This is a genomic window from Allobosea sp. LC85, from assembly GCF_000735605.1.
Lineage (GTDB): Bacteria > Pseudomonadota > Alphaproteobacteria > Rhizobiales > Beijerinckiaceae > Allobosea.
This window is the reverse complement of record NZ_JPKG01000018.1, coordinates 1-12,053: the sequence shown is the minus strand read 5'-3', so window position 1 is coordinate 12,053 and position 12,053 is coordinate 1. Positions and strand designations below refer to the sequence as shown.

Below are 12,053 nucleotides of genomic sequence, written 5' to 3'. Positions count from 1 at the left end.
CGAATTGATCGCCGCGGCCATCATGCCATGCCTTGCTCCGGCGGTGTTTCTGGGTTCCGGGCTCTTCGCTTCGCGAAGCCCCGGAATGACGCTGGGGTACTTCAATGACCATTCACACCCCCACCACGGAAGCCCAGGCCTGCGCCGTCGTTGCCTCCGTCGCTGCCAGCGGCACGCCCGTCACCATTCGCGGCGGTGGTACGCGTAGTGGCTTGGGGCGCCCGACGCAGGTCGTGAGCACCATCTCCAGCGCGGGGCTGACCGGTATCACGCTTTACGAGCCGTCCGAGATGGTGATTGGAGCCAGGGCCGGCACGCCGCTTGCGGAGATCCAGCGGACGCTGGTCGACCGCGGCCAGATGCTGCCCTTCGAGCCGATGGATCACCGTGCGCTGCTGGGGACAGAGGGCGAGCCGACGATCGGTGCGGTCGCCGCCGGAAACATCTCCGGTCCGCGCCGGATCAACGCTGGCGCGGCTCGCGACTCGCTGATCGGCATCCGGCTGATCAATGGCCGGGGCGAGGCGATCAAGTCCGGCGGCCGGGTCATGAAGAACGTCACCGGGCTCGATCTGGTCAAGCTGGTGAGCGGCGCCCACGGCACGCTTGGCTTCCTGACCGAAGTCACCTTCCGCGTACTGCCTGCGCCGGAATGCGTGGTCACGCTGGCCTGGCACGGCCTTGCCGACGAGGCGGCGGTCGCTCTGCTTTCGACTGCGCTCGGCTCGCCCTTCGAGCCGATGGCGGCGGCGCATTTGCCGGCTGGCATCGGGGGCGACCAGGCCCGTACGCTGCTCAGACTCGAGAATTTCGCGAGCTCGGTCGACTATCGCGCCGGCGCGCTGGGCGAATTGCTGAGCCAGTACGGCAGGCCGGACCTGATCGAGGGGGCTGCCTCGCAGGAGTTATGGCATTCCGTGCGGGACGCGACGTTCTTCGCCGGCAGCCATGAAGCCGTCTGGCGGCTCTCGCTTGCTCCGTCCAGGGGGCCGCGTGCCACGGCTGCGATCGCCGAGGCCCTGCCGCAGGCACGCTGGTTCTATGACTGGGGTGGCGGTCTGGTCTGGCTCGCGGTGTCCGCCGAAGACGACGCTGGAGCCGCCGCGATCCGCGCTGCGATCAGGCCGCTCGGCGGTCACGCGACCCTGGTGCGCGCGCCCATCGCGGTTCGCGCTGTCGTGCCGGTCTTCGAACCACTGGCCGAGCCGCTGATGCGGGTCACCGCCGGAATCAAGAGCAGCTTCGACCCGGCCGGGATCTTCGAGCCCGGCCGGATGTATGCGGGGATTTGATGGTGTTCGACCAGATAGCCGCCACGCGTGATATTCGCGCTGAAGGTGAGAGCCGGGAAGCCTGGGCGCAGGGGCGGTTCAAGCCGGGCACGATCGTCCTCGTCGCAGCTCTGATGATTGCCGCGGCTGCCCTGATCCTGTTTGCCACGGGCCGAGAGCCGATCTGCAAATGCGGCTACGTCAAGCCCTGGCACGGCGTCGTCATGTCGCCGGAGAACTCCCAGCATATTGCCGACTGGTACACCTTCTCCCACATCATCCATGGCTTCCTCTTCTACGGCCTGTTCTGGTCGATCCGCCGGCTGACCGGTCTGCCCATCTCGTTCGGGCAGGCGCTTCTCCTCGCGATCCTGATCGAGAACGCCTGGGAAATCGCCGAGAACAGCCCGGCCATCATCGATCGCTACCGGGAAATGACGATCTCGCTTGGCTATACCGGCGACAGCATCATCAATTCAGTCTCCGATATCGCGGCGATGATCGTGGGCTTTCTTCTCGCCCGCGTCCTGCCCGTCTGGCTCACCATTTCGCTTGCGCTCGGCATGGAGCTGGTGGTCGGCTACCTGATCCGTGACAATCTGGCCCTCAACATCATCATGCTGATCTACCCCGCCGACTGGATTAAAATCTGGCAGGGAGGGGCCTGAGCGATGCAGACCAACTTCACGCCCGAACACCTGGCCTCCGATCCGCGCCTGCCGGCGTCGGAGAAGATCCTGCGCACCTGCGTGCATTGCGGCTTCTGCACGGCGACCTGCCCGACTTACCTGCTGCTGGGCGACGAGCTCGATTCCCCGCGCGGCAGGATCTATCTGATCAAGGACATGCTGGAGAACGGCAAGCCGGCCACCGAACAGGTGGTGAAGCATGTCGACCGCTGCCTTTCCTGCCTCTCCTGCATGACGACTTGCCCGTCCGGCGTGCATTACATGCACCTCGTCGATCATGCCCGGGCCCATATCGAGGAGACCTATCAGCGCTCCTGGCATGACCAGGCGTTGCGCCGGGTGCTGGCTGCGATCCTGCCTTATCCCGGGCGCTTCCGCACCGCGATGCTGGCGGCGATGCTGGGCAAGCCGTTCGGAGGTCTCCTCGGCTTGCTGCCGCAGGTCGGCGGGCGGCTGAAGGCGATGCTGGCGCTGGCGCCTGCGCGCCTGCCGGCCCGCTCGACCATGGAGGGGCCGCAGGTCTTCCCGGTCACTGCCGTCCGCCGCAAGCGCGTGGCATTGCTCTCGGGCTGCGCCCAGCCGGTGCTCGATCCCGCCATCAACGAAGCGACGATCCGTCTGTTGACGCGCCATGGCGTCGAGGTCGTGCTGCCGAAGGGCGAGGGCTGCTGCGGCGCGCTCGTCCACCACATGGGGCGCGACCATGACGGCCACGTCTTTGCCCGGCGCAACATCGACGCCTGGATGGCCGAGGTCGATGGCGAGGGGCTCGATGCCATCCTGATCACCGCTTCAGGCTGCGGCACGACGATCAAGGACTACGGCTTCATGTTCCGCAACGAGCCGGCCTATGCGGAGAAGGCGGCGACGATCTCGAGCCTCGCGAAGGATGTCACCGAGTTCCTCGAGACGCTCGAGCTGCGCCATGTCCGTGAGGTCGCCCTGCCGGTGACCTATCACTCGGCCTGTTCGATGCAGCACGGGCAGCAGCTCAAGGATGGTCCGAAACGACTATTGAGCGGAGCGGGCTTCAAGGTGAAGGAGGTGCCGGAGGGCCATATCTGCTGTGGTTCCGCCGGCGTCTACAATATCCTCCAGCCCGAGATCGCGGGGCAGCTGCGCGAGCGCAAGATCGGCCATATCGAGAAGACGAAGCCGCAGATCGTCGCTACCGGCAATATCGGCTGCATGACCCAGCTGGCGAAGGGCTTTGCCGACCGTGGCGCGACGACGCCGGTCGTCCATACTGCCGAGCTGCTCGACTGGGCGACGGGCGGCCCGCTGCCGGAGAAGCTGGCGAGAGCGGGGATCAAGGACGTTCCGGTCAGTGACCTGCATCAGCAGAAAGACGTGCTGTTCGCGGCCGAATAGGCGCTTCCCGCTCAGGGAGGGGTAAGCGTGCTTGCCCCCGTTGCCCGGTCAAGTTACCGAACGCGGGACCTCATCCTGCGGGCTGTTCCGCATCTCGTTCAAGAAGTGAAGCCTGAACCATGTCGAAACCCGACAAGCTGAAAGCCCGCCAGCCGCGTGGTTTCATCGACCGCGGTCCTGCCGATGTGGCGGCGACCGAGCGCATGCTGTCCGTCATTCGCGAGAGCTTTTCGCTCTATGGCTTCGACCCGGTCGAGACGCCCTTCGTCGAATACACCGACGCGCTCGGAAAATTCCTGCCGGACCAGGATCGGCCGAACGAGGGCGTCTTCTCCTTCCAGGATGATGACGAGCAGTGGCTCTCGCTGCGCTACGACCTGACGGCGCCGCTCGCGCGCTATGTCGCCGAGAACTTCGATGCGCTGCCCAAACCCTATCGCAGCTATCGCGCCGGCTACGTCTTCCGCAACGAAAAGCCGGGGCCGGGGCGCTTCCGTCAGTTCATGCAGTTCGATGCCGATATCGTCGGTTCGGGCTCGGTCGCGGCCGATGCCGAGATCTGCATGCTCGCTGCCGACACGATGGAGCGTCTCGGCATCAAGCGCGGCGACTATGTCGTCAAGGTCAACAACCGAAAGGTGCTCGATGGCGTGATGGAGGCGATCGGGCTTGGCGGCGAGGAGAATGCCGGGCGCCGGCTGACCGTGCTGCGCGCAATCGACAAGCTCGACAAATTCGGACCCGACGGCGTGCGGCTGCTGCTTGGTGACGGTCGCAAGGACGAAAGCGGCGATTTCACGAAGGGCGCGGGGCTGGGCGCCGAACAGGCCACGCGCGTCCTGTCCATCCTTGACGCCAGGGCTGCGGACAATGCCGCGACCGTGCAGCGTCTCGCAGATGGCTTCGCTTCGACGCCCGTTGGCTATGAGGGGGCCGAGGAACTGGGCATGATGGCGGACCTGATCGCAGCGGCCGGCTACGCCGACCGCGTCGTCATCGATCCTTCCGTGGTGCGCGGCCTCGAGTACTACACCGGCCCGGTCTACGAGGTGGAACTGACCTTCCCGGTCACCAATGATGACGGGCAGGTCGTGCGCTTTGGCTCGGTTGCCGGCGGCGGCCGCTATGACGGGCTGGTCGGCCGTTTCCGGCCGGAACCGGTACCGGCGGCGGGCTTTTCGATCGGCGTCTCGCGGCTCTATTCGGCATTGAAGGCGGTGAAGTCGCCATTGGTCGACGCGAAGAACGAACTGCCGCTCGTCGTCGTCACCGCCATGGACAACAAGACACCCGAGCATATGCCGGCCTATCAGGCATTCGTGTCCCAGCTCCGGCAGGCCCGCGACGGGGATGGCAAGCCGTTGCTGCGTGCCGATCTGTATCTCGGCGGTTCCGGCTTCAACGCCCAGATGAAATATGCCGACAAGCGCGGCGCGGTCTGTGCGGTGATCCAGGGCTCCTCCGAGCGCGAGGCCGGCACGATCGTGATCAAGGACCTGATCCTCGGCGCGGAACTTGCCGCCGCCAGCCGTGACGTCAAGGATTCAGTGGAGCACAAGGCAAGGCAGGCCGAGGCTCAGTTCGCCGTGCCGGTGACCGAGCTGGTCGATGGGGTGAAGCGGGTGCTGAAGCGACACGGTTGATTGAAACGCGTCATGCTCGCCCTTGTGGCGAGCATCCACGCCTTGAGCGCTCATTGTGGGCAAAGACGTGGATGGTCGTGACAAGCCCGACCATGACGGAAAGCGTCGGCCACGAGTCGGTCGTCAAATCTGCTAACCCATTTCCCTAAAAACCATCGAAAATCCATGACGCGGCTGCTAGGACAGCCGCGCAACAGGAACCTGCCCTTGTCCGCCACACGCGCCAGCATCGACACCGTGATCGCGCTCCTCGCTGCCGAGGGCTATCAGCGCGCCGAGCCGGCGATTCTGCAGCCGGCCGACGTCTTTCTCGATCTCTCCGGCGAGGATATCCGCCGGCGCATCTTCATGACGCAGGACGCCGATGGCCGTGACTGGTGTCTTCGCCCCGAATACACGATTCCGGTGGCGCTGGACCACATCGCGGCGGGTGTGAGCGCGCCGATGGCCTATGCCTATGCCGGCCCGGTCTTCCGCATGCGCTCGCGCGAGCCGGGGGAATTCGCACAGGCCGGGCTTGAATCTTTCGGCCGCGAGGATTTTGCCGCTGCCGACGCCGAGATCATGGGGCTGACGATCGAGGCGGCGGCGGCTCTTGGCTTGGCACAGCCGCGTGTCCTGATGGGGGATGTCGCACTGCTCGGCGCTTTGCTCGATGGTCTGGCCGTGCCGCAGGGCGCGCGCCGTCGGCTGATGCGCGCGGTCGTGCAGGGCAAGGCGGCCGAGGCAGTCGAGGCGCTCGATCCGCCTGCAGCCACGGGTGAAACGGCCCATGCCGGTCTGCTCAAGGCGCTCGAAGGCCAGGATCCCAAGGCGGCCAAGGCCTTTGTCGAGGATGTGCTGTCGATCGCCGGCATCTCGACGGTCGGTGGCCGCTCCGCCGGTGATATCGCCGAGCGCTTCCTGGCCCATGCCGCCGAGCGCGAGAACCCGGTCAATGAGGACGTGAAGGCCGTGCTCGGCCAGGCACTTGCCGTCACGGGTGATCCCGATGCCGCGTCGGCGGCGTTGCGGGCACTTGCCGATCAGGCTTCGCTCGACCTCGGCCGGCAGCTCGACGCTTTCGACGAGCGCACCGGGTTTCTTGCGGCGCGCGGTGTCGATGTCGGCCAGATCTCGTTCTCGACCGGCTTCGCCCGCAATCTCGACTACTACACCGGCTTCATCTTCGAGCTGCATGACCTGAGCCGCAGCGACGGCAGGCCCGTTGCCGGCGGTGGCCGCTACGACAATGTGCTCGGCCGCCTCGGTGCGCCCCAGCCGACCCCGGCAGTCGGCGCCTCGCTCTGGCTCGACCGGCTGACGGGACAATCATGATGAGCGACGCTCCGCTGGTTCTCGCGGTCCCCTCCAAGGGACGGCTCCAGGAAAACGCGACCGCCTTCTTCAGCCGTGCCGGGCTGAAATTCGTGCAGTCGCGTGGCTCGCGCGACTATCGCGGCACGATCGCGGGATTGGATGGTACGGAAGTCGCGTTCCTCTCTGCCTCGGAGATCGTCTCGCAACTGGCCTCAGGCGCGGCCCATCTCGGGATCACGGGCGAGGACCTGGTGCGCGAGCAGGTAGCCGATGCCGATGCCGCCGTCGAGATGCTGACGCCGCTCGGCTTCGGCCACGCCAATGTCGTGGTCGCCGTGCCGCAGGCCTGGATCGATGTCCGCAGCATGGCCGATCTCGACGATGTCGCGAGCCATATGCGCGCACGCCATGGCCGCAAGCTGCGCGTTGCCACCAAATACGTGAACCTGACACGCCGTTTCTTCGCCGAGCACGGACTTGGCGATTACCGCATCGTCGAAAGTCTGGGTGCGACGGAGGGGGCGCCGGCAGCCGGCTCGGCGGAGATCATCGTCGACATCACCACCACCGGCGCGACGCTGGCCGCCAACGCCCTGAAGATTCTGGACGATGGCGTCATGCTGGCCTCGGAGGCCAACCTCGTCGCCTCGGTGCGGGCGCCGTGGAGCCCGCGCGCACGCGCCGCCGCCAACGCCATTCTCTCACGCATCGCGGCGGAGGAAGAGGGACGTTCCGTCCGGGAGATCCGCGCGCGGCTCAGCGATGCGAAGCCTGCAGACATCGAGGAGATGGCGGCGCGACATGGCGCGCGGCTGCCATTCGGCGCGAATGCCGATAGCGGCATCCTCGCCATCCATTGCCCGGAAAAGGCGGTGTTCGCACTGGTCGATGACCTGGCCGGCGCTGGTGCGGACGAGATCACGGTCAACGCCCCGGCTTATGTCTTCCGCAAGGCCAACCCCCTGCTGGAGCGCCTGCTGGCGCGTATCTGAGCGTCACCGGGCCGCGCCTGAGGCCGAAGCCGGCCCCATTTCCGACGTGATGCCGCGTGACGCTGCTGGCGCTGCCGCTTGCCAAAGCAACGTTGTCGCAATGATCGCAGTTGATCCCGACGCGATACGGTTCTAGGCGTTTTCATGAGAGCGGGGCGTGGGCTATCGTCCCGGCCCCGCATAGGTAAAGAAATGATGAATCGACGCCTTGGCTACGCCGCTGTCTTCGCCCTGAGCCTCGCTCCACTGCTGATCGCGTCGCCGGTTTCAGCCCAGCGAAAGGCAATGACGCCGCGTGATATGCAGAACCAGCCGGCGCAGGCGCCTGCATCTCCGCAGCAGGAAAAGACCTTCCCCCTGGGCGCCTCCTGGACGGCGATTTCGATGAATGGCAAGTCGATCGCCGAGCGCAAGGCGACGTTGCAGATCGACTCGAACCTGCGTGGCACGGGTTACAGCGGCTGCAACACGTTTTCCGCCGCGGCATACCCGTTGCGCCAGCAGGGGATCGCGGTCGGCCCCATGGCCATCACCAAGCGCTCCTGCGACAAGGGCGCTGCCGAATTCGAGCGAGCCTATCTGGTTGCCCTGCGCGGAGCCCGCAACTGGGACCTCGTCGAGGGCAGGCTGGTGATCAAGACCGCCGCGGGCGAACTGCGCTTCGACCGCGGCATCTGACGACAGTCAGGCACCTGCTTCTGTCCTCTTGAATAACTGCCTTCCCGACGCGAAGCGTGAAACAGGAAAGGCAGTCGAGCGCCCGGCGTGGGCGCTCGTTGCTCATGACTGAGCGATCGGCTCCCGGGCCATTGCGCGCGGGCTGTGCGTTCCATCCGCGTTCGGCTGCATGACGACGATCTCGTCGTGCATCTCCCGCAATGTCGAGCGATGGCCGATCGAGACAATCTTCGTCTGCGGCAGCGTCCTGTCGATGAGATCGTAGATCTCTCCTTCCAGCTTCTCGTCGAGCGAGGCTGTGGCCTCGTCAAGGAAGAGCCAGTCGGGCTTTGCCAACAAGGCGCGCCCGACGGCGAGGCGTTGCTGCTCGCCGCCTGACAAACGCTGCGCCCAGAGGTCGACATCGTCGAGCCGGTCGATCAGGTGGGCAAGCTTGACCTGGGTCATCGCCGTCGCAATCTCGGTATCGGAATAGGTGTCGTCGACCGCCGGATAGGACATCGCCGCGCGCAGCGTTCCCTGCGGCAGATACGGGCGCTGCGGCAGCAGCATGATCCGCGCGTCGGCGGGCACGCCGACCTTGCCTTCACCGAAGGGCCAGATGCCGGCTATGGCGCGGAACAGCGTCGATTTCCCGGATCCTGACGGTCCGATCACCAGCGTCGAGCGCGCGGCGCCGAGACCGAGCCCATCGACCCGCACGATTGGCGTGCCGTTCGGCAGCGCCAGGGTCGTACCGTCGATATGGACCTCGTTCCCCGGGAGTGCGGCCTGGTGAATGCCCTTCTCGCCGGCCGTGGCTGCCTGCGCCTGGCCGATCGCGGCCTCGAAGGTGGTCAGGCGGTTGATCGAGGCCAGATAGGAGGCGATCGCCTGGTAGCTGTTGATGAAGAAGGACATCGCCGTCTGGACACGATCGAAGGCCGATGCAACCTGCGTCATGATGCCAAGCGTGATGATACCCGTGAAGTAATGCGGCGCAAGCAGCACATAGGGCACAACCACATTCGCCTGATTATAGGACAGCGTGAAGCTGGTCAGCTTCACCCGGCTCCAGACCAGTCGATAGAAGTTCGAGACGATGTCGCCGAAGCGCTGGTTCAGGTGCCGCTGTTCGGAGGCTTCGCCGCGCATCAGCGCGATCTGCTCGGAATATTCACGCAGTCGCGCCAGCGAGAAGCGGAAATTCGCCTCCCGGCGTTCCTGCTCGAATTCGAGCCCGATGAGGGGCTTGCCGATGAGATGCGTAATCCAGGTCGCCGCGATCGCATAGATCAGCGCCAGCCACAGCAGGAAGCCCGGGATGATGATCTCGGTGCCCGGGATGGTGATCGGAACCGGGATCGACCAGAGGATGATCGAGAACGAGACGAGTGTCGAAACCTGCGAGAGCAGCGGCAGGGCGAAGTTATAGGTCTGGTTGACGAAGGCGCGGGTATCTTCCGCGATACGCTGGTCGGGGTTGTCGGCAGTGCCCGCGAGCGAGATCCGGTAATGGGTGGCATTGCTGAGCCAGCTCTTGCTGTATTTCTCCGCCATCCAGCGCCGCCAGCGGATCAGGAGCGTGTAGCTCGCGAACATCTCGATCAGGTTCGAGACCACTGATATGCCGGCCCAGACGCTGAAGACGAAGATCAACTGATACCAGAATGACGGCGCGTCCTTCTCCTGGATCGCGTTGTAAAAATCGCGGTTGAAGAAGCTCAGGCGCAGGGAAATGCCGACCTGCGTCTGATTGAGGAGAACCAGGAAGATCAGCAGGATGACGCCGAGGCGCCCGAGCTGGATCTGATAGGTGCCGAAGGGCCAGAGCTGCGCGGTCGTGGTCTCGGTCGATGTAAAACAGGGCGAAGCCAGCCGCCCGATACGCTGGATCACCGGGACGAAGGAGATCGCATAGATCAGGATGCCGAAGACGGCGACCGTCGTGGCGAGGCTCGCCGGTGGAGCGATGCCCGCCCAATCTGCAGGCCAGTAGCCAAGTTGCGCCAGGACCGAGCCGGCTCCGAAGACCACATATTCGACGCCGAAAATTCCGGAGAAGATCTTCAGGAAGAAGCTGATCTCGGTCGAGCGATAGGTGGCGAGGGCCAGCAATACACCCACGGCGCCCATGCCGATCACACCGCCGCTGCCGCTCTGCTGCCCTGCCACGAGCGCGATGGCGGCAAGCGCCGCGACAAAGAAACTCAAAAGACGCATCAGGTCTTCCTTACCGGGGAATTGGCGCCGGCGCCGGCGCATGCGGACTATATCTACTAATCGACCGCATCAGACAAAAAAGCCCGGCTCAAGGCCGGGCGTGTCGATTTCAGCGATTTGTGATGCAGCGTCAGCCGCGATCGACCGACAGCCGGCCGGGCCCCGCGGCGAACAGCACCAGGAAGCCGCCGACGACGGAGAGGTTCTTCATGAAGATCATCTGCTGCATCGGCTGTGCCCAGTTCATGTGGAACAGCAGCGTCGCCGCCAGAGTGAAGCCGGCGAGGGCGAGCGCAGCAAGGCGAGTCTGCCAGCCGACGACGACCATGAGGCCACCCAGAAGTTCGACTGCGATCACCAGAGGCAGCAGGATGGCCGGCACGCCAACCGAGGTCATGTACTGCTGTGTACCGGCATAGCCGCTGATCTTGGAATAGCCGGCAAGCACGAACATCAGGGCAAGCAGGATGCGGCCGACGAGCTTGGCGCCGTCGGCAAGGGCGGGCGAGTTCAGCATGGGGCAGGCCTTCGCGAGTGAGTGCCACAGAGCGCGGCGGAATGCCGCAGCTCGCCGAAATAGGGCTTACAACCAAAGTCGATGCAAGGGCCGGCGCTGCCTGCGGAACCAAACGCCGGCATCCATGCGCGACTTCGCTGTTGAAAACACCAGTTGCGCCACATGGGGGACGCAGATCGCCACTCAGCCGGCGGGCTTCTGCTTGCGCCGGGCTTCAAGCTCCTCCGTCACGGCGATGACGTCGAGATAGTCCTCGTGCTTCGCCGGAGCGTAAGCGGAAACCTGGCCGTCGGTGTAGACCTTCCAGACCTCGGGAGCCTCGTTTTTCATCGCCTTCATCGCAGCGACGAAGGCATCCTTCAGTCCCTGGGGCAGGTTGGCCCGTGTCGAGAACGGGCTGGAGGGGATGAGAGGCGAGGTCCAGATCACGCGTGTCGCGCCGGCCGGAATCATGTTGCGCGCGGCGAGGCGCTGCACGACGCCGGAGGCCTCGTTGACCTGATAGGTCGCCACTCCGTCGAACTGGCCGCGCACCAGCGCCAGGACGGAGTTGTCGTGTCCGCCGGAGAAGACGGTGCCGCCGAAATGGTTTTGCGGATCAAAGCCCTGTTTGCGCAGGAAGTAGGAGGGGAAGGCGAAGCCCGATGTCGAGTTCGGGTCGGCGAAGGCGAAGTTCTTGCCCTTCAGATCCGCAACCGACCGGTACGGGCTGTCGGCGCGGACCACGATCACCGAGTAATAGCCCTGCTGGCCGTTGTTATCGATGTCGCGGAACAGAGGCTGCAGCTTGTCGCCGAGGACACGCCGGCCGAGCGAGTAGACTGCGGGCCCGAAGCGGGCGAACTCGAGCTGGTCGGCCCGCAGCGCCTCGACGAGCCCGGCATAGTCGCTGACCCGATAGAGCTTCACGGGAACGCCGAGCTTGCCGGTGAGGTAGTCGATCACCGGCTGGTTGCGGGCGATCGCGCCGGCCTCATGTTCCGCCGACGAGACGCCGAAGCGGATTTCCTTGATGCTCTGGCGCCAGTCGCTCTGGGCCAGGGCGGGAAGACAGGTGAGGGCGCCAAGGCCGGCAATCATGGTGCGACGTGTGAGCATGTCTGGCTCCCGAAACAGTGAGCGTCATTTGCTCAGCGGGACGCGACGGCGGGATTACGCGGCGATGGCAGTTGCGTGACGCATCGGGCGGCTGTCGCGCGCCGAGGCAGTGCCGGGGGCGGGCACACATGAAAAAGATCGGGTTGTGGGGCTCCGGCCTCCTCCCGGTCGAAGAGTGACGGGAGGGAGGCTTTCCGGGCAGGCTCCATCGGTTGAATCGGTCGGGAGGAGGCCTGCCATGGAGCTGTTCGTCGGTCTTGATGTGTCTGTTCGCACCACCAGCGTCTGCGTGA

The 12,053-nt window shown here is 65.2% G+C and carries 10 protein-coding genes; 7 read left to right on the top strand and 3 right to left on the bottom strand.

The features are described 5' to 3' along the window. The first annotated feature begins 104 nt into the window (after positions 1 to 104). The 7 genes from FG93_RS08475 to FG93_RS08445 all read left to right on the top strand — a co-directional run bounded on the left by FG93_RS08475 (position 105) and on the right by FG93_RS08445 (position 7,943). Positions 105 to 1,292, top strand: coding sequence for an FAD-binding protein (locus FG93_RS08475; protein WP_043233676.1), 1,188 nt, complete (start codon positions 105 to 107; stop codon positions 1,290 to 1,292). Positions 1,293 to 1,384: 92 nt separating this feature from the next. Beyond that, positions 1,385 to 1,939, top strand: coding sequence for a DUF2585 domain-containing protein (locus tag FG93_RS08470; protein ID WP_052513528.1), 555 nt, complete (start codon positions 1,385 to 1,387; stop codon positions 1,937 to 1,939). Between the two features lie 3 nt (positions 1,940 to 1,942). After that, on the top strand, positions 1,943 to 3,331 hold the full coding sequence (glcF, locus tag FG93_RS08465) for a glycolate oxidase subunit GlcF (RefSeq protein WP_052513516.1): 1,389 nt from the start codon (positions 1,943 to 1,945) through the stop codon (positions 3,329 to 3,331). A 119-nt stretch (positions 3,332 to 3,450) separates the two neighbouring features. Next, positions 3,451 to 4,974: a histidine--tRNA ligase gene (hisS, locus tag FG93_RS08460; protein ID WP_043233675.1), complete on the top strand. Its 1,524-nt coding sequence runs from the start codon at positions 3,451 to 3,453 to the stop codon at positions 4,972 to 4,974. 207 nt (positions 4,975 to 5,181) lie between these two features. Beyond that, the gene (locus tag FG93_RS08455; protein WP_043233757.1) at positions 5,182 to 6,291 is read left to right on the top strand and encodes an ATP phosphoribosyltransferase regulatory subunit; all 1,110 of its coding nucleotides are present in this window, start codon (positions 5,182 to 5,184) and stop codon (positions 6,289 to 6,291) included. Continuing rightward, the gene (hisG, locus tag FG93_RS08450) at positions 6,291 to 7,265 is read left to right on the top strand and encodes an ATP phosphoribosyltransferase (RefSeq protein WP_043233674.1); all 975 of its coding nucleotides are present in this window, start codon (positions 6,291 to 6,293) and stop codon (positions 7,263 to 7,265) included. Before FG93_RS08455 ends, hisG begins: the two co-directional genes overlap by 1 nt. A gap of 195 nt (positions 7,266 to 7,460) precedes the next feature. Further along, positions 7,461 to 7,943 carry an META domain-containing protein gene (locus FG93_RS08445; RefSeq protein WP_043233755.1) on the top strand — a complete coding sequence of 161 codons (483 nt, stop codon included), beginning with the start codon at positions 7,461 to 7,463 and terminating at the stop codon, positions 7,941 to 7,943. Between the two features lie 102 nt (positions 7,944 to 8,045). Here FG93_RS08445 and FG93_RS08440 read toward each other — a convergent pair whose 3' ends face one another. The 3 genes from FG93_RS08440 to phnD all read right to left on the bottom strand — a co-directional run bounded on the left by FG93_RS08440 (position 8,046) and on the right by phnD (position 11,760). Further along, complete coding sequence (locus FG93_RS08440; protein WP_043233753.1) at positions 8,046 to 10,145, bottom strand: ABC transporter ATP-binding protein/permease; 2,100 nt, start codon at positions 10,143 to 10,145, stop codon at positions 8,046 to 8,048. 130 nt (positions 10,146 to 10,275) lie between these two features. Then, positions 10,276 to 10,662 carry a DoxX family protein gene (locus FG93_RS08435; protein WP_052513513.1) on the bottom strand — a complete coding sequence of 129 codons (387 nt, stop codon included), beginning with the start codon at positions 10,660 to 10,662 and terminating at the stop codon, positions 10,276 to 10,278. A gap of 183 nt (positions 10,663 to 10,845) precedes the next feature. After that, positions 10,846 to 11,760 (bottom strand): phosphate/phosphite/phosphonate ABC transporter substrate-binding protein, encoded by a 915-nt coding sequence (gene phnD / locus FG93_RS08430; RefSeq protein ID WP_043233673.1) that lies wholly within the window; start codon positions 11,758 to 11,760, stop codon positions 10,846 to 10,848. Positions 11,761 to 12,053 lie beyond the last annotated feature (293 nt).

Bases quoted from the DNA above. Each gene is read 5' to 3' on its own strand.
- FG93_RS08435 (WP_052513513.1), bottom strand. From the start codon at position 10,662: ATGCTGAACTCGCCCGCCCTTGCCGACGGCGCCAAGCTCGTCGGCCGC.
- FG93_RS08440 (WP_043233753.1), bottom strand. From the start codon at position 10,145: ATGCGTCTTTTGAGTTTCTTTGTCGCGGCGCTTGCCGCCATCGCGCTC.
- hisG (WP_043233674.1), top strand. From the start codon at position 6,291: ATGAGCGACGCTCCGCTGGTTCTCGCGGTCCCCTCCAAGGGACGGCTC.
- phnD (WP_043233673.1), bottom strand. From the start codon at position 11,760: ATGCTCACACGTCGCACCATGATTGCCGGCCTTGGCGCCCTCACCTGT.
- FG93_RS08445 (WP_043233755.1), top strand. From the start codon at position 7,461: ATGAATCGACGCCTTGGCTACGCCGCTGTCTTCGCCCTGAGCCTCGCT.
- glcF (WP_052513516.1), top strand. From the start codon at position 1,943: ATGCAGACCAACTTCACGCCCGAACACCTGGCCTCCGATCCGCGCCTG.
- hisS (WP_043233675.1), top strand. From the start codon at position 3,451: ATGTCGAAACCCGACAAGCTGAAAGCCCGCCAGCCGCGTGGTTTCATC.
- FG93_RS08475 (WP_043233676.1), top strand. From the start codon at position 105: ATGACCATTCACACCCCCACCACGGAAGCCCAGGCCTGCGCCGTCGTT.